The organism is Photorhabdus africana, assembly GCF_035181445.1.
GTDB lineage: Bacteria > Pseudomonadota > Gammaproteobacteria > Enterobacterales > Enterobacteriaceae > Photorhabdus > Photorhabdus laumondii.
Genome location: NZ_JAXBVE010000024.1, coordinates 43,583 through 66,867, shown reverse-complemented (window position 1 = coordinate 66,867; position 23,285 = coordinate 43,583). Strand labels below are relative to the sequence as shown.

The 23,285-nt window shown below is 43.0% G+C and carries 23 protein-coding genes and 1 pseudogene; 15 read left to right on the top strand and 9 right to left on the bottom strand.

Going from position 1 to position 23,285, the window contains the following annotated elements:
- The first annotated feature begins 156 nt into the window (after positions 1 to 156).
- On the top strand, positions 157 to 345 hold the full coding sequence (locus tag SLS51_RS14495) for a hypothetical protein (protein ID WP_323839430.1): 189 nt from the start codon (positions 157 to 159) through the stop codon (positions 343 to 345).
- Positions 346 to 778: 433 nt separating this feature from the next.
- Complete coding sequence (cysQ, locus tag SLS51_RS14490) at positions 779 to 1,522, top strand: 3'(2'),5'-bisphosphate nucleotidase CysQ (protein ID WP_323839429.1); 744 nt, start codon at positions 779 to 781, stop codon at positions 1,520 to 1,522.
- Between the two features lie 80 nt (positions 1,523 to 1,602).
- On the opposite strand, the gene SLS51_RS14485 is transcribed toward cysQ, so the two are convergent.
- Complete coding sequence (locus SLS51_RS14485; protein WP_323839428.1) at positions 1,603 to 2,157, bottom strand: YtfJ family protein; 555 nt, start codon at positions 2,155 to 2,157, stop codon at positions 1,603 to 1,605.
- Positions 2,158 to 2,447: 290 nt separating this feature from the next.
- Here SLS51_RS14485 and SLS51_RS14480 point away from each other — a divergent pair, with 290 nt between their 5' ends.
- Positions 2,448 to 2,654, top strand: coding sequence for a DUF1107 domain-containing protein (locus tag SLS51_RS14480; protein ID WP_011148633.1), 207 nt, complete (start codon positions 2,448 to 2,450; stop codon positions 2,652 to 2,654).
- A gap of 111 nt (positions 2,655 to 2,765) precedes the next feature.
- On the opposite strand, the gene paeA is transcribed toward SLS51_RS14480, so the two are convergent.
- A complete protein-coding gene (gene paeA / locus SLS51_RS14475) occupies positions 2,766 to 4,097 on the bottom strand; it encodes a polyamine export protein PaeA (protein ID WP_323839427.1) in 1,332 nt (443 codons plus the stop codon).
- Positions 4,098 to 4,252: 155 nt separating this feature from the next.
- Entirely contained in the window at positions 4,253 to 4,900 is a 648-nt protein-coding gene (gene msrA / locus SLS51_RS14470; protein WP_439126888.1) for a peptide-methionine (S)-S-oxide reductase MsrA, read from the bottom strand.
- A gap of 114 nt (positions 4,901 to 5,014) precedes the next feature.
- Here msrA and tamA point away from each other — a divergent pair, with 114 nt between their 5' ends.
- Genes tamA through SLS51_RS14455 form a run of 3 tightly spaced genes read left to right on the top strand, consistent with a single transcriptional unit; the run spans position 5,015 to position 10,880 of the window.
- On the top strand, positions 5,015 to 6,757 hold the full coding sequence (tamA, locus tag SLS51_RS14465; RefSeq protein ID WP_323839426.1) for an autotransporter assembly complex protein TamA: 1,743 nt from the start codon (positions 5,015 to 5,017) through the stop codon (positions 6,755 to 6,757).
- Positions 6,754 to 10,530 (top strand): autotransporter assembly complex protein TamB, encoded by a 3,777-nt coding sequence (gene tamB, locus SLS51_RS14460; protein ID WP_323839425.1) that lies wholly within the window; start codon positions 6,754 to 6,756, stop codon positions 10,528 to 10,530. Before tamA ends, tamB begins: the two co-directional genes overlap by 4 nt.
- Before the next feature lie 2 nt (positions 10,531 to 10,532).
- The gene (locus SLS51_RS14455) at positions 10,533 to 10,880 is read left to right on the top strand and encodes a gamma-glutamylcyclotransferase family protein (RefSeq protein WP_011148628.1); all 348 of its coding nucleotides are present in this window, start codon (positions 10,533 to 10,535) and stop codon (positions 10,878 to 10,880) included.
- Positions 10,881 to 10,981: 101 nt separating this feature from the next.
- Here SLS51_RS14455 and ppa read toward each other — a convergent pair whose 3' ends face one another.
- A complete protein-coding gene (gene ppa / locus SLS51_RS14450; RefSeq protein ID WP_323839424.1) occupies positions 10,982 to 11,512 on the bottom strand; it encodes an inorganic diphosphatase in 531 nt (176 codons plus the stop codon).
- A gap of 249 nt (positions 11,513 to 11,761) precedes the next feature.
- Between ppa and SLS51_RS14445 the strand changes: the two are divergent.
- Positions 11,762 to 11,923, top strand: a pseudogene (locus SLS51_RS14445) (type II toxin-antitoxin system RelE/ParE family toxin); the annotation flags it as partial.
- Positions 11,910 to 12,209, top strand: coding sequence for a helix-turn-helix domain-containing protein (locus SLS51_RS14440; protein WP_036810116.1), 300 nt, complete (start codon positions 11,910 to 11,912; stop codon positions 12,207 to 12,209). The pseudogene SLS51_RS14445 and the gene SLS51_RS14440, both read left to right, overlap by 14 nt.
- A gap of 161 nt (positions 12,210 to 12,370) precedes the next feature.
- Here SLS51_RS14440 and fbp read toward each other — a convergent pair whose 3' ends face one another.
- Complete coding sequence (gene fbp, locus SLS51_RS14435; protein ID WP_323839423.1) at positions 12,371 to 13,375, bottom strand: class 1 fructose-bisphosphatase; 1,005 nt, start codon at positions 13,373 to 13,375, stop codon at positions 12,371 to 12,373.
- Positions 13,376 to 13,540: 165 nt separating this feature from the next.
- On the opposite strand from fbp, the gene mpl reads away from it, so the two are divergent.
- A complete protein-coding gene (gene mpl, locus SLS51_RS14430; RefSeq protein WP_323839422.1) occupies positions 13,541 to 14,911 on the top strand; it encodes a UDP-N-acetylmuramate:L-alanyl-gamma-D-glutamyl-meso-diaminopimelate ligase in 1,371 nt (456 codons plus the stop codon).
- A gap of 45 nt (positions 14,912 to 14,956) precedes the next feature.
- On the opposite strand, the gene argR is transcribed toward mpl, so the two are convergent.
- Positions 14,957 to 15,427 carry a transcriptional regulator ArgR gene (gene argR / locus SLS51_RS14425; RefSeq protein WP_323839421.1) on the bottom strand — a complete coding sequence of 157 codons (471 nt, stop codon included), beginning with the start codon at positions 15,425 to 15,427 and terminating at the stop codon, positions 14,957 to 14,959.
- A gap of 454 nt (positions 15,428 to 15,881) precedes the next feature.
- On the opposite strand from argR, the gene mdh reads away from it, so the two are divergent.
- Positions 15,882 to 16,820 (top strand): malate dehydrogenase, encoded by a 939-nt coding sequence (gene mdh, locus SLS51_RS14420; protein ID WP_323839420.1) that lies wholly within the window; start codon positions 15,882 to 15,884, stop codon positions 16,818 to 16,820.
- A 226-nt stretch (positions 16,821 to 17,046) separates the two neighbouring features.
- Here mdh and SLS51_RS14415 read toward each other — a convergent pair whose 3' ends face one another.
- Positions 17,047 to 17,313, bottom strand: a complete 267-nt coding sequence (locus SLS51_RS14415) for a helix-turn-helix domain-containing protein (RefSeq protein ID WP_011148622.1) — start codon at positions 17,311 to 17,313, stop codon at positions 17,047 to 17,049.
- A 185-nt stretch (positions 17,314 to 17,498) separates the two neighbouring features.
- Between SLS51_RS14415 and SLS51_RS14410 the strand changes: the two genes are divergently transcribed.
- Positions 17,499 to 17,846 (top strand): DNA-binding protein, encoded by a 348-nt coding sequence (locus tag SLS51_RS14410; protein ID WP_323839419.1) that lies wholly within the window; start codon positions 17,499 to 17,501, stop codon positions 17,844 to 17,846.
- A 76-nt stretch (positions 17,847 to 17,922) separates the two neighbouring features.
- Entirely contained in the window at positions 17,923 to 18,303 is a 381-nt protein-coding gene (locus tag SLS51_RS14405; RefSeq protein ID WP_041380418.1) for a DNA-binding protein, read from the top strand.
- A gap of 22 nt (positions 18,304 to 18,325) precedes the next feature.
- On the opposite strand, the gene ispB is transcribed toward SLS51_RS14405, so the two are convergent.
- Complete coding sequence (gene ispB / locus SLS51_RS14400; protein ID WP_323839418.1) at positions 18,326 to 19,297, bottom strand: octaprenyl diphosphate synthase; 972 nt, start codon at positions 19,295 to 19,297, stop codon at positions 18,326 to 18,328.
- Positions 19,298 to 19,548: 251 nt separating this feature from the next.
- Here ispB and rplU point away from each other — a divergent pair, with 251 nt between their 5' ends.
- The 3 genes from rplU (at position 19,549) to cgtA (ending at position 21,562) form a co-directional block, all read left to right on the top strand.
- Positions 19,549 to 19,857, top strand: coding sequence for a 50S ribosomal protein L21 (gene rplU / locus SLS51_RS14395; protein WP_011148618.1), 309 nt, complete (start codon positions 19,549 to 19,551; stop codon positions 19,855 to 19,857).
- 19 nt (positions 19,858 to 19,876) lie between these two features.
- The gene (gene rpmA / locus SLS51_RS14390) at positions 19,877 to 20,134 is read left to right on the top strand and encodes a 50S ribosomal protein L27 (protein ID WP_036776537.1); all 258 of its coding nucleotides are present in this window, start codon (positions 19,877 to 19,879) and stop codon (positions 20,132 to 20,134) included.
- A 252-nt stretch (positions 20,135 to 20,386) separates the two neighbouring features.
- Positions 20,387 to 21,562 carry an Obg family GTPase CgtA gene (gene cgtA, locus SLS51_RS14385; protein ID WP_323839417.1) on the top strand — a complete coding sequence of 392 codons (1,176 nt, stop codon included), beginning with the start codon at positions 20,387 to 20,389 and terminating at the stop codon, positions 21,560 to 21,562.
- A 69-nt stretch (positions 21,563 to 21,631) separates the two neighbouring features.
- Here cgtA and dacB read toward each other — a convergent pair whose 3' ends face one another.
- Entirely contained in the window at positions 21,632 to 23,080 is a 1,449-nt protein-coding gene (gene dacB / locus SLS51_RS14380) for a serine-type D-Ala-D-Ala carboxypeptidase (RefSeq protein WP_323839416.1), read from the bottom strand.
- Positions 23,081 to 23,285: the final 205 nt, after the last annotated feature.

Genomic DNA, 23,285 nt, shown 5'->3' with positions numbered 1-23,285 from the left:
GATACTTCATTGCATCAACAATGATGAAAAGTCTGGTGGATCAATAAGTCAGGAATGCTATCTTGATATAAAGGAAATGAATGCAATTGAAATATCATCATTGATACCCTATTTTTCTCGCCGTATTTACCAACCGATGTCTCGGTGATTAAACCGATGGAAAGTTTTCATCTGATGAGCTCGTTACGTTACCTGATTGAGAATGAAACTGCCCGCAAACAATTTTTGAATTCTCCTGATGTTAAGAATATGGCTCAGAAAAACGCCTTTGTTGCCAAAAGTCTGGCGGAAATGAGTGCATCTCCTCTTGAATTATCACTGAAGTGCTCCCGAATACGGCGCTGAGTGTGATGGATGAACAATGTGAATGTCTGATTGATCGCAGTGTGGTCAAATATCTTGAAGGTTCAATTCTTGCTTAGAAGAATTGTTGGTGGTACAGCGGGTTGGATGACGGCATCATATTGGGCAAAAGTGCTTGGTGAGAACATGAAGATCACAGTGAGATTGCATCAGATTGTCAATAAATTGAGCAGGTATATCCGGCTGTTTTTATTTTAGGAATGGTAATAAAATTCTTACCGTTCCAATAAAAAGATCAATTTGTAATATAGTCTATACCTTATGGATTTCAAGATGCATCGCGACGGCAAGGGAGTGAATCCCCGGGAGCATAGCAAACTATGTGACCGGGGTGAGTGAGTGCAGCCAACAAAGAGGCAATTTGAAAGATAACGGGTATAAAATGATAACAGATGACTAACCGCAGAGGTGTGTGATGCTAGAACAAATCTGCCAACTGGCTCAGGAAGCTGGTGCGGCTATTATGACAATTTATCAGGATGAACATCCCCTGAAAGTTGATCATAAGCAAGATGATTCACCGGTTACTATGGCTGATATTGTGGCTCATAAAGTAATTAAAGCCGGATTATCCCGTATCGCTCCAGAAATTCCACTGTTGTCGGAAGAAGAGCTTCCTACTTGGGAAGAGAGGCGTGATTGGAAGCGCTATTGGTTAGTTGATCCTCTGGATGGTACCAAGGAATTTATTAATCGTAACGGTGAGTTTACGGTTAATATTGCCTTGATTGATGAGGGGGTTCCTGTGATGGGAGTGATATATGCTCCTGTACAGGATACGCTTTATTCCGGGCAAGGGCGGCAGGCATGGAAAAAAGCCTGTGGAGGTCAATGCTTGCCGATTAAGATTCGTGATGCTAATCCACCAATGGTCGTTGTTAGCCGCTCTCATATGGATACAGAATTAGAAGATTATCTCAATCAGTTAGGTGAACATCAGACGGTTTCTGTGGGGTCTTCACTAAAGTTCTGTTTGGTGGCTGAAGGAAAAGCGCAACTTTATCCTCGCTTTGGGCCCACTCATATCTGGGATACCGCGGCGGGTCATGCTATAGCCATTGCTGCTGGTGCTCACGTGACGAACTGGAAAGGTCAGACACTAGATTATACGCCTCGTGAATCATTCCTGAATCCGGGATTTAGAGTAACGATTTTTTAATTATGGCTGTTTTTCAGCGGAATTGTGGTGATAAGGGCAAACGAAAACATACCTGCAAGTCGTTATCACCACGGATGTTTTTACTGTAGTTCCTTACGAACTAATTCAATGACCTGTTTGATTTCATTGCTGTTTAACGCACCTTCTTTGGTAAACTTCGCTGCGCCATTTTTGTCCAGGACAATAATGGCAGAACTTTTAGCTTCCAACTGCCAAGCTTTTTTGGCCACACCGTTGCTGTCAGCGATAAACTGAGACCACGGAAACTCTCTTTTGCTATCTTCAATACTGCTGCGGACAAAGGGTCCAGTGCCGAATATGGCATCATTGATATTGATGATGGTGGTTGTTTGGTATTTTTCTTTTGAAAAATCAGCGCGTTTTATTTCTTCTATCAGTGGAGCATTCATCTCTTTAGCTGCACTACGGCCTGCAATATGTTGTATGACTCTCACTTTACCAATCAGTTTTCCACTATCCCAATTTTGGTAGCTAAACTTGTTATTGTTGAGTAACAACTCACCTTTATCAGAAACACTAATCGCAGGAACCTGTTGTTCCAGAGTGATGTTGTGGGCGAATGCTAAAGCAGGAGAACAAAGTAGCGCAGCATATAGCATAAAGTTCTTTATCATAATTTTTCCTTTGTAGGTTAACGTGACAATGCATGGATCTCTAGCATAGCGGGTATTAACTGATTTATCTCTTTAAAGAAGATCAAATTTTTAACATTAAGTAAGAGATAAAGTTACATAGTTATGTATATCTAAATATCTGTCATTTTATGTAAATTCAGTGCATAAAACTAAAAATGGAGGGAACAAAATCGGATAAATTCAGTCTATTATTCTACATAACGGTATGGTGTATGGAGTTGGTTCACCAAACGTAACCGTAAGAAGTACTTAGGAGGAAAAAAACGGAGATGAAAATTTTTCACCGATATAACCCACTGAAAATTGCTCTCTACGTTAAAACTTTATTCCGTGGACGTTTGTACATTAAAGACATGGGGGCTTTCGAATTCGACTGCGGCAAAATTTTACCGCCGAAGGTGAGAGATAAGCGCCATTTTAGTGTAATGAGCGAAGTCAATCAGCAAGTGCTACGTTTGCAGGCCGAAATAGGATAGATAACGAAAAAGAATCGGGTTGCATACTGATGTAATCTGCGCCACAAAATAACAATAAGTGGCGCTTAACACGAGAATACTAAACGGCCTTAGCTCAAGAATAGGCCGTTTTTATTTATCATCACTGATAGGCAGGTTTTGCGTTGGTGTCGTGGTGAGAGTATCAGTGATTTTTGTGACTAATAGCTGATCGATTTTGTAGTTATCAATATCGACAACTTCAAATTTGTAACCAGCAAACTTAACTGAATCAGTACGCTTTGGAATTTTACGCAACCGAAACATCATGAAACCTGCAATGGTTTCATAGTTACTTGAATCAGGAAAATCATCAATATCCAGTACACGCTGTACATCATCAATAGGTGTTCCTCCTTCTACTAACCATGAATTTTCGTCACGGATGATGATCTGCTCTTCTTGTCCTTGGTCGACTAAATCACCCATCAGTGTGGTCATAACATCATTAAGGGTAATCACACCCATTACTAACGCATATTCATTCAGGATAATAGCGAAATCTTCACCCGCCGCTTTAAAACTTTCCAGTGCATCTGAAAGTGTCAAGGTATCTGGAATGATCAGCGCGTTGCGGATCTGGACACCTTTATTGAAGCTTAGGCTTTGACCACTTAGGACACGGTTAAGCAGATCTTTGGAATCTACATAGCCGATAACGTGATCAATATCTCCATCACATATTAGGTACTTGGAATGTGGCTGGCTAGAAACCCATTGTTTGATACTTTCCTCACTTTCATGCTTATCGAAGTAAATGATACTTTCCCTTGAGGTCATGGCAGAAGGCACTGTGCGGGATTCGAGCTCGAACACGTTTTCAATCAGTTCATGTTCTTGTTTACGCAGCACACCAGCAACAGCCCCTGCTTCCACAACCGCAAAAATATCATCGGATGTGATATCTTCATTACGTACTGTCGGAATTTTAAAGAGCTTAAAGATAAGATCAGACAGGCCGTTAAATAGCCAAACGAGTGGACGACAAACTGTCAGACAGAAACGCATTGGGTTAACGATTTTCACGGCGACTGCTTCAGGCTTAATCATGCCGATACGTTTTGGTGTCAAGTCAGCGAGCAAAATGAATATACTGGTCACAATGGTAAATGAGCAGATAAAGCCCAACTGGTCTGCCCATTCGGGGCGCATAAATTTCATGAAAAACGCTTTTAATGACGGAGAGAATGCGGATTCACCGACAACACCTGCCAAAATTGCCACTGTATTTAGGCCGATTTGCACCACGGTAAAAAACATTCCCGGCGTTTCTTGTAATTTGAGTACATGGGCTGCGTTGACATTACCTTCATCTGCCATCAGTTTTAGTTTGATTCGCCTAGAGGCAGCAAGAGAGATTTCAGATAACGAAAAAAAGGCGCTTATCGCGCACAATATAAATACTATTAAGAGACTATTTAGCATAAGGAATCCATGTTCTACCTCCGGTGGTAGGGTAGGCTGCTATTAGAAAAGCACCGGAGGAAACAATAAAAATCATATTAAGATAAAAAGTGACAACAAACACTTAGAAAGCTATTGATTATCGTGGTAATTATAACATTAATTAAATGTTTCGACTAGTTTTTGTTCGTTTTGGCTAGGCAAACACCAATACCGCCTAGCCCGCAATACCCCTCAGGATTCTTAAATAGATACTGTTGGTGATAGTCTTCAGCGAAATAGAATGGCCCCGCGTCTGTGATCTCCGTTGTAATAGGGCGGTTATCGCCTTGTTGTTGCATTGCTTTTTGGAAATGTTCACGGCTGGCTAATGCCAGTTCATGTTGCTGAGGTGACACGGTATAAATCGCTGAGCGATACTGAGAGCCAATATCCCCGCCCTGGCGCATCCCTTGAGCGGGATCGTGGTTTTCCCAGAAAAGTTTTAATAAGTTTTCGTAGCTGTTTTTTGCTGGATCGTAAACAATTCTAACAACCTCAGCATGTCCGGTCAGGCCGTTACAAACTTCTTCGTAAGTTGGATTCGCTGTTGTACCGCCGCTATAACCTGCAGAGGTGGTGTAAATATCAGGTTGTTGCCAGAATAGGCGTTCTACGCCCCAGAAACATCCCATACCAAAATAGGCAACTTCCATATTTTCTGGAACAGGTTCTATCGCATGATCAGTAACAGCATGGTTAGGTGAAACCTTCAGTGGCTCAGTTCTGCCCGGTAATGCACGATGAGGATCAATAGATAGGCTTTTATTAGCTGAAGTTGGCACAATTCACTCCCGTAATTATTAAGTTTTCAGATATTGATGGATTGTATATATTGTAAACTTTACTCAAGATAAATTGATTATAGTTAAATTATTCCGATCAGGTTAGGAGTTCGCGTGTCGAGATACCCCGTTTTATGCTTTCTTTGTGTGTCTATCGTAACTCCCATTGCTCATAGTGCTAATCTTCGTCTGAAAATAGAAGGATTAACAGGTAAGTTGGAAAAAAATGCTCGAATTCATCTCTCCACTATCAGCACTGATGAAGTTGCGCCAGATGGCCGTTTTCGATCTCGTGTAGATAAAGCGATTCGTGAAGGTTTGCGTCCGCTTGGTTATTATGAACCTATTATCGAGTTTACCTATCAGGAAAATAAGCCACCCGCTCGCTCGGTATTAACGGCAAAAGTTACTGTAGGCGAACCGGTGAGAATTGCCGATGTTAATGTTGTTTTGGAAGGTGGGGCTAAGACAGATGGAGATTATGCCAAACTGGTTAAAAGCAAGAGCCCAAAAAAAGGAACGGTTCTTAATCATGATGAATATGAAAGCCTTAAAGGTTCTTTGACCGGGCTCGCTATTAGGAAAGGTTATTTTGACGCTGTTATGAAAAAGAGCCAATTGGGTGTTGCCAAAGAACGACATGAGGCATTCTGGGACTTTGTTTTTAATAGCGGTGAGCGTTATCACTTTGGTCAGGTGCGTTATCGTGGTTCACAGATCCGCGAAGATTATTTAAATCATTTAGTTCCATTCAAAGAAGGGGATTTTTATACTTCTGAACAATTGGCCGAATTGAATCGGCGGTTAGCAGAAACTGGCTGGTTTAATTCAGCAGTAGTCTCACCGGATTTTAATACCGCTAGAAAAAATGGTGACGGAATGCTTCCTCTTGAAGCGGTATTAACACCACGTTCCAAAAACTATGTTGAACTGGGTGGGGGTTATGGATCTGATATAGGGCCACGGGTAAAGGCGAAATGGACAAAACCGTGGCTTAATTCCCGTGGACACAGCCTTAGCACCAGTATTAACCTTTCTGCACCTGAACAGGTTATTGATGCTACCTATAAAATGCCGCTGAAAGTGAATCCATTAGAGCAATATTACGCATTGCAGACGGGTTATAAGCGTAAAGATATCAACGATACCGTATCAGATACCGCGACAGTAAATCTTTCCCGTAATTGGGATCTTTCAACGGGTTGGCAGTATGGGATCAATATGCGGTGGAGTCTCAGCCATTTTACTCAGGCTAATGTCACGAATACGGCAATGTTATTGTACCCAGGGGCGAACGTCAGCCGTATCCGCCAGCGTGGAGGAACGATGCCTTATTGGGGCGATAGCCAGCGCTATTCTATTGATATCTCCGATACTCTTTGGGGTTCTGATGTTGATTTCTTGGTGTTACAGGCGCAAAACGTTTGGATCAGAACTTATTGGGATAATCACCGTTTTGTTGCTCGGGGTAATTTGGGTTGGATAGAAACCAATGCATTCGAGAAGGTTCCTCCCGACTTACGCTTTTTCGCTGGTGGTGATCACAGTGTTCGTGGTTACAGATATCAGAAAATCTCGCCTAAAGACAATAAAGGAAAATTGACCGGTGCATCCGCACTGGTTGTGGGTTCGCTTGAGTACCAATATAACGTAACGGGCAATTGGTGGAGTGCTGTTTTTGTTGATACCGGCGAGGCCATTAATGACATTAGAAAAAGCAATGTTAAAACCGGCGTAGGTATTGGTGTGCGTTGGGCTTCTCCGGTCGGACCCATTAAGTTTGACCTTGCCAGACCAATAGGGGATTCAGAATCCCGTAACATCCAGTTTTACATCGGGTTAGGATCTGAATTATGAGATGGATGAAAAAGGTCAGTATTGCTTTTCTGCTGATAGTGACTTTGTTGGTTATTGCTGTTGCCGGGTTGGTAGGAACGCAATCTGGCCTGCATTTTATGATTAACAGTGCTGCCCGTTGGGTACCGGGATTGGATATAACCAGCGTCAGCGGCGGTTGGCGTGATTTGACCCTGAAAGGCGTTAAATATCAAATGCCCGGTGTTAATGTCAATGTGAATCAACTCCACCTTTCACTGCGCCTTTCCTGTCTGAAAAATAGTCAATTATGTGTTAATGCATTGACAACGGAAGGCGTAAAAGTTGCGATTAATACTAAACAATTGCCCCCTGCGGGAGAACCGTCGCCAAAGTCAGAACCTTTAACTGAACTGAGGACGCCGTATCCAGTCTCACTTGATTTGCTATCCGTTAAAAATGTCACTGTCACCGTAAATGATACGGTATTTGCCCTTGACGAATTGAGGACCGCAGCTCATTGGCAGCAAAAAGCATTAACACTTAAGCCAACGAAAATTAATGGATTGCTAGTGGGACTGCCAAAAACGCCCCCTGACCGGCTGAAAATAGCGGAAGAAGCAGAGGGGAAAACACAACGAGGGAGTGAACCGGAAAAATCGTTGGGAGAAATTCTGAAAAAATTATTCTCTCAACCGCTATTGGCAACATTACCAGAAGTGCCTATTCCACTGGATATGACTGTTGCAGGGATAAGTGGTCAGCAATTACGGCTGACGGGTGATACCAATATCACAATCAATGAGTTTTTACTGCAACTTAGCAATCAAGGGCAGCAGATTCAGCTCAATAAATTGAATGTTAAAATGCCGGAAGGTTCTCTCGCCATTAATGGTTCCACGATTCTGGCACAGCAATGGCCGATAAAACTGGTAATAAAAGGTGAGCTAAGTCGACAAGAGATCCAAGGACAAAAGGTTAATGTAAAGCTTAATGGCGCTTTACTGGAGCAACTCAGCTTAGGGCTGAATTTGTCTGGTCCTGTCAGTGCTAAACTTGATGTTCAAGCGGAACTGGCTAAGGTAGGTTTACCCGTGCGGATGACGCTTGAAAGCCAACAACTGAGTTGGCCTTTAACGGGGAAGCCAGAATATCAGCTTGATAGCGTAAAAATGCGCCTCAATGGTAAGGCCAGTGGTTATGATTTGTCATTGCGTTCCAGTATTAACGGTAGTGAAATTCCGCCAGCATTACTTGTATTAGATGCCAAAGGTACTGAAGAACAGTTTAAGTTGACCCGTTTACGCTTGTCTGCTTTGCAGGGAAAGAGTGAACTGGCAGGTGTGGCAGATTGGAGTAAGGCGGTAAGCTGGAATGCGGTGCTGACACTCTCCGGGATCAATACCGCTAAACAGTGGCCGGAATGGCCTGCCAAAATCGATGGGAAAATAGTTACCCGTGGTAGTTTACACGGTGGTAGTTGGCAGCTTCAGATCCCGGAAATTACGCTGGACGGTAACGTAAAACAGAACTTAATAAAAGCCAAAGGTAAGATTTCTGGTAACGCGGCTGGTCAGTGGAATATTCCTCAATTCGAGCTGGCTTTAGGGCGCAATAAAATGAATCTCCAGGGACAATTGTCCAAACAGTGGAAACTGGATGGCGATGTTCGTGCACCGAAGTTGGATGGTATATTTCCGGGGCTTGGCGGTGTCGTGAATGGAACGTTGAAATTACGTGGTAATATACAAGCACCTCAGCTTTTGGTTGATCTCAATGCTAACGGATTGAAATGGCAGGATTTGCGCATTGATCGAGTGAATGTGAAAGGGGATGTACGTTCTGCTGAACAGATCCAAGGGAATCTTGCTGTTAAAGTGAGTGAGTTGAAACAAGCGGATTTGATTGTCCGTAATTTTACGTTGGATGCAAAGGGCGATGAGAAACAGCACAACTTGCAACTAAAGATCGACGGTGAGCCGATTGCTGGTCAACTTTCGCTTAATGGTCGTTTTGATCGTAAGCAACAGCGATGGCAAGGTAGCATCGACAATACCCGTTTTGACACCCCGGTTGGAGAATGGCGTTTAACTAAAGCAATAACTCTCGATTATCTTAATCAACAACAGAAAGTCACTGTGGGCACGCATTGTTGGCTGAATCCACATGCGCGGCTCTGCATACCTAAATCCATTGAAGCAGGTGCCAGCGGTAGCGCATCCCTCATTCTTGAACGCTTTGATCTTGCTATGATTCAGCCATTACTGGGACCTGAAACACATTTGAAAGGTGTATTCAGTGGCGATGCTGACGTTAAATGGAGCGCGGACGGCGGATTACCTCAGGCCAACGTTAATTTGCGTGGTGATGGGGTGCAGGTTAAGCAGATGGTTGATGGCACTGCATTACCAGTAGATTTCCAGACCCTGACACTCAATGCCAGCTTGAAGAGTGGCACAGCAGAGTTGAATTGGTTATTTAAGATTATGGGAAATGGCCGATTCAACGGTGGCGTACAAGTTGCTGATCTTGCTGGGAGCCGTAAGCTGTCGGGCAATGTAGATATTCAGGATATTTCACTGGCGTTAATTAAGCCGATTCTTGGGAAAGGTGATAAAGCTGACGGTCATTTGAATGCTCACCTGCGTCTGGGAGGCAATGTCAGAAATCCATTATTGTTTGGCCGGTTAGACTTGAGTGCACTGCAAGCTTCGGGTCATTGGATCCCATTTGATATTACTCAAGGGCAAATTGGTGTGAATTTTGATGGAATACGTTCCGTTCTTGATGGTGTTATTAAAACGCCGAAGGGGCAGCTTAACCTAAATGGTGACGCGGACTGGCGTAATGTGGATGCATGGCATGCACGAATAACGGCTAACGGCGACAAGTTAAGGGTAGTTTTTCCACCAATGGTGAAAATTGATGTTAGCCCTGCTCTGGTGTTTGAGGCTTCACCCCAGTTGCTGAAATTGGATGGTAGCGTTGGTATTCCTTGGGCGCGTATTACCGTGAAGGAGCTACCAGAATCGACAGTTGAGGCTTCATCGGATGAAGTTATATTGAATGAGAATCTTCAGCCATTACAACAGAAAAAAGCGTCTATCCCGATTCAAAGTAACTTGGCGATTCATATAGGAGATGATGTTCGTCTTAGTGCTTTCGGCCTTAAAGCACAACTTAAAGGCGATCTGATGGTTGTTCAAGATAAACAAGGCCTGGGTTTGAATGGCCAAGTTGATATTCTTGATGGCCGTTTCCGTACTTATGGGCAGGATCTGATCGTTCGTAAAGGGCTGATTATGTTCTCAGGTCCACCTGATCAGCCATTACTCAACATTGAGGCTATCCGTAATCCAGATTCTACCGATGGGCGGGTTATTGCCGGGGTAAGGGTAACCGGTTTGGCGGATCAGCCAAAAGTAGAAATTTTTTCAGAGCCTGTTAGATCACAATTGGAAGCACTTTCTTATCTGTTGCGTGGTGAAGGGTTAGAGAATAGTAACTCGGACAACTCACAGATGACGGCAATATTAATAGGTTTGGGGGTTGCACAGAGTGGTCAGTTGGTGGGTAAGATCGGTGAAATATTTGGTGTTTCCGACTTAGCACTGGATACTCAGGGGGTTGGTGATAAATCACAGGTAGTTGTTAGCGGAAAGATTACAAAAGATCTGCAAGTTAAGTATGGTGTTGGTATATTTGATTCATTGGCAACATTAACCTTACACTATAGGTTAATGCCTAGATTGTATCTGGAAGCGGTATCTGGTATTGATCAGACATTGGATTTGCTCTATCAGTTTGAGTTTTAAAAATGCGAATTATTGTTTATGGCAGCTTACGGCGCAAACAGGGCAATCATCATTGGATGACCGATGCTCAATGGTTAGGTGATCATCGGCTGGAAGGCTATGAGCTATATGACCTTGGGCATTATCCTGCGGTTATCCGTGGTGACGGAAGTATTGAATGTGAGGTATATCGAATCAATTCTACTATACTGACAGAATTAGACGATTTGAAAGATAATTCGCGGGAGTATGTAAGGGAATTGATTCAGACACCGTATGGCAATGCATGGATATATCTTTATCAGTTTCCAATAACCGGTTTACGGCGGATAAAAAGCGGTGACTGGTTGAAGCGTCATGTGGAAGAGTAAATAAAAATCCCTTTTTTGTCATAAACAGGGATTATGATATTAAAAAACCTCTGCCGGTGATGTTCCCCAGAGGTTTTTTAATTATTTAAACAAGGGAAAAGCTATTTCTTAGCGGCACGTTCGAAAGAGGAGATAATTTCTGCTTTAGCAGCTTCGATATTATCCCAACCATCAACTTTAACCCATTTACCTTTTTCCAGATCTTTATAGTGCTCAAAGAAGTGAGTGATCTGAGCGCGCAGTAGTTCTGGTAAATCGTTCACATCTTTAATGTGATCATACTCTTTGGTTAGCTTGCTATGTGGAACTGCAACCAGTTTTGCGTCTTCACCTGATTCATCAGTCATTTTCAGAACGCCAACTGGACGGCAACGGATCACAGAGCCTGGTTGTAGTGGGTATGGCGTGGGAACCAGAACATCAACCGGATCACCATCCAGAGATAAGGTGTTGTTGATGTAACCATAGTTGCATGGATAGAACATCGTGGTAGACATAAAACGGTCTACAAACAGGGCACCGGATTCTTTATCAATTTCATATTTAATCGGATCTGCATTTGCAGGGATCTCAATAATGACATAGATATCTTCAGGCAGTTCTTTTCCTGCCGGTACTAAGTTCAGGCTCATGAAAGTTTCCTTTATTTTAAACCAGAATAGAGTGGGGAGTATTATAGCCAAAACATTTTTTAAAGTACTCTCCATTTTTCTGACAAGTAACTTGTTGATTGATGCTGTCGCTGAGTTTGATGATAGCCCCGGGGTGCAGTCATTAAAAACCTAGAACAAAAGGCCGTTTAACACTGCCACTGGCGAGAGCATAATAACCAGTGACATGCTCATTACCACACATGACAAAGGTGCAGTTAGCTGCTGTATAGGGCATTTTTTGCCTTTGACCCATTAAGACGAGCTATTGTTCTATGTGCTGGTGATAAGTCAGGGAACGAAAAGCATTTTTACAAAGAAATGATCTCGGTGGCTGATGCTGAGTATGAAGCTCACTTAGCGAGTTTGGAGGGTAAAAATGAAAACTCTTAAAGATAAGATACGAGAATTTTCTGTTGAAGATCGAGCAGATATAAAACAGATGGCTGATGAAATGATTTTAGAAACTGGTTTGCAACTGATGAGAGAAGAGCTGAATATCTCTCAGAAAAAACTGGCGGATAGTTTAGGTGTTAGTCAGCCTGCAATTACGCAAATAGAACAACGGGGTAACGATATAAAACTGGCTACGTTAAAGCGTTATGTTGAAGCTATGGGAGGCAAACTTAGCCTCACCGTAGAACTCCCAACTGGAGATGGGCGAATTTTTCATATCTGACAGAAGTGGTGACTACTCCTTGAGCTTGTGCACGATTTTGTGTAGTCGCCATTTTATTGAAGGTGATCTGTTAGGTGGTCACCAATCAGTAATAAAGTAACTAGTTAAAATTAAAAAAGCGACGAAAAATCCCGCCGCTTATCCGTCATTAACCGATGAAATTACTCATCTGGAAACTCAGCCATAAAACTCTCTGCTTTCTCCACCATTGATTTACTACCCACAAAGAAAGGGACGCGCTGGTGCAGTTTGGATGGAGTGATATCCAGAATGCGGTTGGCACCATCACTCGCTTTACCTCCGGCTTGTTCAGCTAGGAATGCCATTGGGTTACATTCATACAGTAAGCGTAATTTTCCTGATGGATGGCTGGCGGTGCTTGGGTAAATGTAGATACCACCTTTCAGCAGATTGCGGTGGAAATCAGCAACCAGCGAACCAATATAACGGGTGGTATAAGGGCGCTGAGTTGCTTCATCTTGTTCTTGGCAATATTTAATGTACTTCTTTACCCCCATAGGGAATTTGATGTAATTCCCTTCGTTGATGGAATACATATTGCCATTGGGTGGGAACTGAACTTTCTCATGGGAAAGACAAAATACTCCCAAAGAAGGATCGTAAGTAAAGGCGTGTACCCCACAGCCAGTGGTGTAGACCAGCATAGTTGAAGAACCATAAACAACATAGCCGGCAGCGACTTGACGATGACCTGGTTGCAGGAAATCTTTTTCAGTCACTGGCTGGCCGATGGGGGTAATACGACGGTAGATAGAGAAGATAGTACCGACGGAAACGTTTACATCAATATTTGAAGAACCATCTAATGGGTCCATCAAAACAACATATTTTGCGTTTTCAGCGCGGTCGCCTTCAAAAATAACGATATCGTCTTCTTCCTCTGAAGCGATCCCCGCAACTTCACCGCGTGCTTTCAGTGCTGCTTTGAGTTTTTCATTAGCATACAGGTCCAGTTTCATTTGCACTTCGCCTTGGATATTGGACACTCCGCTGGTTCCTAAAATATCCACTAGACCGGCTTTGTTGATATCACGGTGAATGATTTTTGCTCCGAGCTTAATAGCGGAAAGCAATGCAGTGAGTTCACCCGTAGCGTGAGAAAAATCGTGCTGCTTTTCGACGATGAATTCGCCTAATGTTTTCATGACGAAAGTCCTGAATGTGATTTGATAGTGGTTTTAGAGTGTCCATTGCACTCTTACGCGGGCAGTTTAGCCAAAGAAAGGGATGATTCATAGGCTATTCCATTTCTTATCTTGCTTTTGATGGTTAGAATAGTGGCTAACTTCATGCTATGGAATAGGAAATCAATGCGTATTCATATTCTTGGTATCTGCGGCACTTTTATGGGGGGACTGGCAATTTTGGCTCGTTCTCTTGGTCATGAAGTGACTGGTTCTGATGCCAATGTTTATCCACCAATGAGTACCTTACTGGAAAAACATGGGATTAATCTGATTCAGGGATATGACCCGGCACAGTTGGATTCTGTGCCAGATATGGTCATCATCGGTAACATTATGAGCCGTGGGAATCCTTGTGTAGAAGCTGTGCTGGAGCGTGGGCTCCCTTATACTTCTGGCCCACAATGGCTGCATGATTATGTTTTGCCAGAACGTTGGGTGCTGGCGGTTGCAGGGACGCATGGCAAGACAACAACTGCGGGTATGTTAGCCTGGATTTTGGAAGTTTGTGGTTATAAACCAGGTTTCTTAATCGGTGGTGTTCCGGGGAATTTTGAAACATCAGCTCAGATCGGGGAAAGCCCGTTTTTCATAATAGAAGCTGATGAATATGACAGTGCTTTTTTTGATAAACGATCTAAGTTTGTGCATTACAGCCCACGTACGCTGATCATGAACAATCTGGAATTCGATCATGGCGATATTTTTGGCGATCTGGCTGCTATTCAGAGACAGTTCCATCATCTTGTCAGGATCGTTCCGGGTAGTGGTAAGATCCTTGTCCCGGATAACGATATTAACCTGAAACAGGTTTTGTCTATGGGCTGTTGGAGTGAGTTGGAACTAGTGGGTGAAACCGGTAACTGGCAGGCAAAAAAGATCAGTACAGACAGCCGTCATTATCAGGTGTTTTATGGTGGCAAAGTTGTCGGAGAAGTGAACTGGTCGCTGGTGGGTGAACATAATATGCGCAATGGGTTGATTGCAATTGCTGCTGCACATCATGTTGGTGTCCAGCCCGCAGATGCCTGTTGTGCTTTAAGTGAATTTATTAATGCCCGTCGTCGCCTTGAACTACGTGGTGAGGAAAACGGCGTTACTGTTTATGATGATTTTGCTCATCACCCGACAGCAATTCTGGCAACACTCGAAGCCCTGCGTAGTAAGGTTGGAGGAACAGCCCGTATTATTACTGTACTGGAACCGCGTTCAAATACGATGAAAATGGGTGTGAGTAAGAATGAGATCGCACCAGCGTTGGGGCGTGCTGATGAAGTATTCTTATTCCAGCCAGCTAATATTAAATGGCACGTATCAGAAATTGCAGATCACTGTGTTCAGCCCGCGTATTGGAGTGCTGATATAGATTCACTGGTGCATATGATTGTTGATAAGGCGCAGCAGGGGGATCATATTCTGGTTATGAGTAATGGAGGGTTTGGTGATATTCATGAAAAATTACTCTCTAAGCTGAATAAAAAAGCTTATCAATCCTGAGAATGGCAACAGGAAAATGAATCGCGCCATATTTGGCGCGTTCATTTAAAGCTCTTGTTCGAACAACCCAAGGATGGCTTCACGCAGCTGTTCTGTTGTGGAATCTCTGGTGAGTGTAACGAAAATGGTGTCATCACCTGCGATACTGCCGAGTATACCTTCTGATTTACCAAGAGAATCTAGCAGACGAGCAATAAGTTGAGCAGCACCAGGGCTTGTGCGAATCACAACTATAGGGTGGTTGTAATCAACGTCTAATACTAGATTTTTTAGTGGGCTAGTGGCAGTAGGAACACCAAGCTCAGCAGGCAGGCAGTAAACCATCTCCATTTTAGCATTACGGGTGCGAACAGCACCAAATTTAGTGAGCATTCTAGAGACTTTGGATTGGTTAATGTTCTCAAAACCTTCTTCCAGTAAAGCCGTGACAATTTCACCTTGAGAGCTAAATTTTTCTTCTTTCAATAACGCTTTGAAAGCTTTTACTAAGTCTTCCTGTTTAGAGGGAGTATGCATATTTCACCATATTCAATCAGCTATGAAACTTGTATTATGCATATAAATGAATTTTTATGCAATAATAATGATTTTATAGCCAATTTGAACCGTGCAAAATTGGTCTTATGTTATATAGAAATTCATAAAATATGAATATGGAAATTTGCTTTTTTAGCCGGTTATCAAGTAAATATATTGTTAATCAAATGATGTTGTTTGGCATTGTTGTTGGGTGTAAGGTATTTAGCCGATTGTTTCGTAAAATCATAAGGAAATTCTCAAAATAGTGTCCGTTATCTCATTAACAGATAAGCATTTTGCCTAGAATACGGCGACTTTTACGTCCCACTATTAGAGCGTAAGTCCACAATTTGGTGGTTAACCGATTGTTTTCAAAAACGTAGTAATCTATGGTTCTTAACTAGATGAATTCACCGCATTTTAAAGTATAAACGATTTAAGGAGTATCAGGATGAAAGTTGCAGTTCTCGGTGCAGCCGGTGGTATTGGTCAGGCTCTTGCTCTTCTACTAAAAACCCAGCTTCCTTCAGGTTCAGAACTGTCTTTATATGATATCGCTCCAGTAACACCTGGCGTGGCTGTTGATCTGAGCCACATTCCAACGGAAGTGAAAATTAAAGGCTTTGCTGGTGAAGATGCAACTCCAGCGTTGGAAGGAGCAAATGTTGTATTGATTTCTGCTGGGGTTGCCCGTAAACCAGGCATGGATCGTTCAGATCTGTTTAATGTTAATGCGGGGATCGTTCGTAACCTGGTAGAACAAGTGGCTAAAACTTGCCCGAAATCACTGATTGGGATTATTACTAACCCAGTCAACACAACTGTAGCTATTGCAGCCGAAGTGCTGAAAAAAGCGGGTGTATATGACAAAAACCGCCTGTTTGGTGTTACAACGCTAGATGTTATTCGCTCTAATACTTTTGTTGCTGAATTGAAAGGTAAAAAACCACAGGAAATCGAAGTACCCGTTATCGGTGGTCATTCTGGTGTGACAATCTTACCTCTGTTGTCTCAGATCCCAGGTGTGAGCTTTACTGATGAAGAGTTGGCTGCCTTAACTAAGCGTATTCAGAATGCTGGTACTGAAGTCGTTGAGGCTAAGGCAGGTGGAGGATCTGCAACTCTGTCTATGGGGCAAGCTGCGGCTCGCTTGGGCCTCTCTTTGGTCCGTGGCTTACAAGGCGAAAGTGATGTTGTAGAGTGTGCTTATGTTGAAGGTGAGGGTAAATATGCTCGCTTTTTCGCCCAGCCAGTTCGTTTGGGTAAAAATGGCGTAGAAGAGCGTTTGAACATTGGTGAGCTGAGTGATTTTGAACAGAAAGCACTGGAAGACATGCTAGATGTATTGAGAAAAGATATAGAATTAGGCGAAAAATTTATTAATAACTAATTAATATATTTTATAAATAAAAAACATATATACCCTATGGATTTCAAGATGCATCGCGACGGCAAGGGAGATAATCCCCGGGAGCATAGCAAACTATGTGACCGGGGTGAGCGAGCGCAGCCAACAAAGAGGCAACTTGAAGGATAACGGGTATATCTATGAAACAATAAAACCGCTGGTATAGCGAATTACCGGCGGTTTTTGTTCAGTTAATATAATTCGTTAGCTAATTATTTGTTTGTTCGCGTACTTTCCTTTCTAATAATTCTCCAGTATTTGGATCAAAATAACGACTTGGCCAAATTTCTGAAGGGTGTATTTCCAGATAATTCGCAATTATCCATTCTCCCTTTGGCCACGGACGAGATAGTGCATTCGCCAGGGTCGATGAGCTGAGCCCTGCTCTGCGTGATACCTCAGCTAAGGTTGTTCCCCGCTTGCGTAAAGCTGCAATTATATCGGCAGGATGCCAATCAGATTTCCTTGAAATCATTTTTAATCCTTTTTTTATTAAATTTGATGCTATGTTAGTGGTATAAATAACAGGTATGCATGAGAGCAATAATGAACTTAAACCTGTTATTGAGAAATAAAATAGCATTATTTTTCTAAAAGTATTTCCAAATTTTTTCTTAAAAACTTCTTTTTTGAACTTGGTTACAAAAATAGAGAAACGTGATGAAAAAAGAGTGGTATTCGGCCAGGGAGTTAATCGGCGTGGGTGAGTTACCTGGATCACCACAAGGAGTTAATGCCAGAGCAAAACGAGAGGAGTGGTTACGTCAGAAAAGACAAGGTGTACAAGGTAAAGCAGTCGAGTATCACTACTCCTGTTTCCCGGAAACGACCATTGCGGCATTGGAACTTCATGAAACATCTTCTGAGTATCAGGTGCAGAAGCAAGATCCTTTGTCGATTTGGGTTAGTGCTTTTCATCAGTTATCAGAATCTGAGAAACAGGCTGTGATAGCCATGATTTTACGGGATGGTATCAGAAGTTTTTTAGAAAAACTTTCTGTTATTTAACCCATTTTTGGAAATTGGAAATGCCAACTAACTTGGATTCTTCTTCGTTATCCCGGTGCAAAGTGAGAAGAAAAGTATGAAAAAAGAATGGTACTCAGCTAAAGAGCTGGTTGGTATTGCCGGACTTCCTTCTTCGCCACAGGGAATAAATCTGATGGCAAGGCGGGAAGGATGGGAATATAGACGTAAACGGGGTGTTCAGGGCAAGGCTCTTGAATATCATATAAATAGTTTGCCTGAAGATGTACTTAATGTGCTATCCGTAGGAGAAAGCACTATTGATTATACAAACAAACGACAAGACCCATTCTTAATTTGGATTGAGGCTTACTATCAATTAACTAAAGTTGAGCGGGAAAAAATTGTAAAATTTATTCTTCGGGAGGGGCTCGCAAAACTTATTGGTTATATTGATGTAGGTGTTGAAGACGCAGAGAAAAACCTGGAGTCAGATTAACCCCCAGGTTTCGTTCTATCGATTAAGAAAGGCGTTGTACGGCAATATGGGCTAACCCCACGAGTGCTTGCTTGTATGGGGAGTTTTCCAGCGCCTGCAAAGCAGCTATTGCTTTATCTGCTTCTTCCTCTGCTCGTTTACGGGTATATTCCAGTGAACCGCACTGTTTCATGGTTGTTAGTACGGTTTCGAGTAAATGGCGGCCATTACCTTTTTCAATTGCTTCACGGATAAGTGCTGATTGTTCTGGAGTTCCATGATTCATAGCGTGTAGCAAGGGTAATGTCGGTTTACCTTCGTTAAGATCATCACCCGTGTTTTTGCCTAATGTATCGCTATCAGCATTATAATCCAGCAAATCATCAATTAACTGGAATGCAGTGCCTAAATAACGTCCGTAATTTTGTAAAGCCATTTCTTGCTCTGGGATGGCGTGAGAAAGAATCGCGGAAGAGTGCGCGGCGACTTCAAACAACCGGGCTGTTTTACTGTAAATCACCCGCATATAATCATCTTCAGAAATATTTGGATCATTGCAGTTCATCAACTGTAAAACTTCGCCTTCAGCGATAACATTGGTTGCCTCTGACATCAGTTTAAGCACTCGCATGGAGTTAAGCTCTGTCATCATCTGGAAAGAGCGCGTGTATATAAAGTCACCAACTAACACGCTTGCTGCATTACCAAACATGGCATTGGCAGTCGCTTTGCCGCGTCGCATGTCTGATTCATCCACTACATCATCATGTAATAGGGTCGCTGTGTGGATAAATTCAATTAATGCAGCAACAGTAATATGCTTATCACCCTGATAACCCAATGCTCTGCTAGCCAGGATGGCAATAATTGGGCGAATGCGTTTTCCACCACCACTGATTATGTAGTAGCCCAACTGATTGATAAGAGTAACGTCAGAATTCAACTGACTAAGAATGGTTTCATTTACCGCTGCCATATCATCAGCGGTTAGCTTGATAATGGATTCTAAATTCATATTTTTTCGGCTATGGGTTTTAATGCAGAGCTGTGTTCATATTAACATTAAAATAGTTATTGCTGTGTCTTGATTGTACTCGAAAAACAGTCTAAATAAATGACAATTCAGCAACTATGTTTTTTTATCATCTGCTCTAATTCTGCTCTTGTCTTCTTAGGCTTTTTTGCGTAGAATTCGCGCCCTATTATGAATATTTATAGCGCGCTCTGGAATGATATTTAAGGGGGCGTGCGGAAAGCGGAGTTTATATGTACGCGGTTTTCCAAAGTGGTGGTAAACAACACCGAGTCAGCGAAGGTCAAACAATTCGCCTGGAAAAGCTGGACATCGCAACGGGTGAAACTGTTGAGTTTGACCAGGTTCTGATGGTCGCTAATGGTGATGACATCAAAATCGGCGCTCCTGTCGTTGAAGGCGTTAAAATCAAAGCTGAAGTGGTTGCCCACGGTCGTGGCGAGAAAATTAAAATCGTTAAGTTTCGTCGTCGTAAACACAGCCGTAAGCAGCAAGGCCACCGTCAGTGGTTCACCGATGTTAAAATCACTGGCATCGCTTAAGATTTAGGAGAGCAGATTAATGGCACACAAAAAGGCTGGCGGCTCAACTCGTAATGGCCGCGATTCTGAAAGCAAACGTCTGGGTGTAAAACGTTTTGGTGGCGAGTCTGTATTAGCAGGCAGCATCATTGTTCGTCAACGTGGTACTAAATTCCATGCTGGCGATAACGTTGGTTGTGGTCGTGATCACACCCTGTTCGCATTAGCTGACGGGAAAGTTAAATTCGAAGTTAAGGGCCCGAAAAACCGCAAATTCATCAGCATCGAAGCTGAATAAGTTTTTCGAGTTATAAACCCTATGGATTTCAAGATGGATCGCGACGGCAAGGGAGCGAATCCCCGGGAGCATAGATAACTATGTGACTGGGGTGAGTGAGTGCAGCCAACAAAGAGGCAACTTGAAAGATAACGGGTATAAACCGAATCAGAAGCCCTGCATGTGTTGCGGGGCTTTTTATATTCTAAAGTATGCCATCTCTGGGTAACACAGCCATCCAGCACTGTAATGGCTATCATACGGAGAAAAAATATGAAATTTGTAGATGAAGCCAGGATACTGGTTATTGCGGGGGATGGTGGCAATGGTTGTGTCAGCTTCCGTCGTGAAAAATATATTCCGAAAGGTGGGCCAGACGGTGGGGATGGTGGGGATGGTGGGGATGTTTATCTGCTAGCAGATGAAAATCTCAATACACTGATTGACTATCGTTTTGAAAAATCCTTTCGGGCAGAACGTGGACAAAATGGTCAAAGCCGTGATTGTACAGGCAAGCGTGGTCAAGATACCACGATTAAAGTCCCTGTTGGGACCCGTATCCGTGATGCCGCAACCGGAGAGGTTTTAGGCGATATGATTCGTCATGAACAGCGCCTAATGGTAGCGAAAGGTGGATTCCACGGGCTTGGTAATACCCGCTTTAAATCTTCTGTTAACCGGGCCCCTCGTCAAAGAACGATGGGGACTTCAGGTGAAACTCGTGAACTGATGCTGGAACTGATGTTGTTGGCAGATGTTGGTATGCTAGGGATGCCAAATGCGGGCAAATCCACTTTTATCCGGGCTGTTTCTGCCGCTAAACCAAAAGTTGCAGATTATCCATTTACCACTCTGGTACCAAGCTTGGGTGTAGTAAGGATGGATAACGAACAAAGTTTCGTTGTTGCTGATATTCCAGGGCTCATTGAAGGTGCTTCCGATGGCGCTGGCTTGGGTATTCGCTTCTTGAAACATCTGGAACGTTGCCGGGTATTGCTGCACTTAATCGATATTTGTCCTGTTGATGAATCAGATCCTGTTGAAAATGCCCGGATTATTGTCAACGAGCTACAGCAATACAGTGAAAAATTGGCAGAAAAACCACGTTGGTTGGTGTTCAATAAAGTTGATCTGTTGGAGCCAGAAGAAGCTAGACAGCGTGCCCAAGCTATTGCTGATGAATTGGGTTGGGAAGGCGACTTTTATATGATTTCAGCGATAAATCGTCTGGGTGTTAAAGCGCTTTGCTGGGATATTATGGAGTTTATGAAGACTCAGCCCCGTAATATGGGCAGAACAGAAGGTGAAGCTCAGCCTGAGAAAGTTGAATTCATGTGGGATGACTACCATAAGAAGCAATTGGAACAGGTTTCGGAAATAGACGATGACTGGGATGACGATTGGGACGAAGATGACGATGAAGGCGTTGAAGTTATTTACAAACGCTGATTCTTTGACTTTCTCATCATATCCTTTCTCATCATAGTTAAGGGCGCCATCTTTGTGGCGCCAATTTTATCAGTTGTGTTGGTATAAATCTTTGTACAGCCTGCTTTCGAATCGAATCAAAGGGGCCCGACGGTTGCGATGCTCTTTTGGCGGTACGGCGTAAGCAGAAATAAATTGCACGAAAGCAACTTGTTGACCGCTAGCCGTGGTTATAAAGCCAGCTAGGTTATAAACTCCTTGCAGGGCACCGGTTTTAGCCGAAACTTTGCCGTTTACTCCTGCTTCATCCAGCCCTCCCCGGTATCTTAATGTGCCATCATGACCCGCTAATGGCAGCATGGAAATAAAATCTAATTCTTGATCATGTTGAGCAATAAACTGTAATACTTCCATCATGGTTGCTGGCGTAATCAGATTATGGCGGGATAATCCTGAGCCATCCACCATCACGGTATTTCCTAGATCGATACCTGCTTTTTGTTTTAATACTTGCCTTACCGCATCAGAGCCTGAACGCCAGGTTCCTGGTATATCAAAGTGTTGTCGGCCTATTGTCCGAAATACGGTATCAGCAATCATATTGTCAGATTTTTTTAGCATGACTTTCAGCAGATCATGTAATGGTTCTGATTGATTTTGAGCCAGAACTTTTCCCGGTTTAGTTGGTAAACTTTGGCGTTTAAGATTACCTGTGATTTCAATTCCTGCAATTTGCAATTCATTTTTGAGAATTGCCCCCGCATAGCTGGCACCATTTTGAATCGCGAAAGCCAGTGGTAACGGTTCACTGCGTTGAGTAAGGCATCCGGTAAGAGTAAAACGGTTCAGTTCTCCGGGAACGACGTCCAGTTCGCAGTACTGGCTTTCAGGAGAGCCTTTTGCCAATGTTTTAACTTCGCTGAACATATTTACGGGATAAAAAGATGCTACGCGGATAAATGCGGTATCACCGGGGCGTTCAGCACTATATAGCGAAACTGAAAAACAATTTCGATCTACAATCGCGGCAGCAGGGGGAGCACTGAAACATTGGGTCATGTCATTCCATACCCAACCGGGAGCTTTATCGTGGCTGGCAAAGGCGGAAACATCTATCAGAAGATCGCCGTCAATTTTTTCCACGCCAGATTGTTTCAGAACTGTGACCATATTGCGAAGTTGTTGACGGGTCAGTGTCGGATCTCCGACAAAACGAGCAATCAAATTCCCTCTTAGGGCGCCGTTTGAAATTTTTCCGTGACTTTCCAGTGTGGTGATAAAGCGATAATCTTTACCCAGTTGTAACAATGCTGCAAAAGCTGTGACAACTTTCAGCGTACTGGCTGGTAGAGCCATTTGTTGCCTGTGATAATCAATTAACGGGGTACTGCTACCCACTTTTTGAGCGATTAACGCCAGATTAGTACCATCAGGCAGATATTGCGTATATTCCTCAACAGGTGTGGCGTTTGCGTTGGATATAGTCAAATACAGAGCGGTAACGCAAATTAATCTGCCGGCAATTTTAAAGAAGGACATAAATTTCGCATATGGATGTAGACATACCACAATACTAAGGCGCAAAGTGGGGAAAAGTAAACGATGACCCATCACCAAGTCTACGTTAGAATGATATATTAATATGTAAAATATGATTGTGAACTCTAGGTAGTCCTATGGTTTACGCTATTGTTTATTGTCTGTAAGCCCGCCCGACAAGGTGTGCTCATTGTGCTGTTATCTG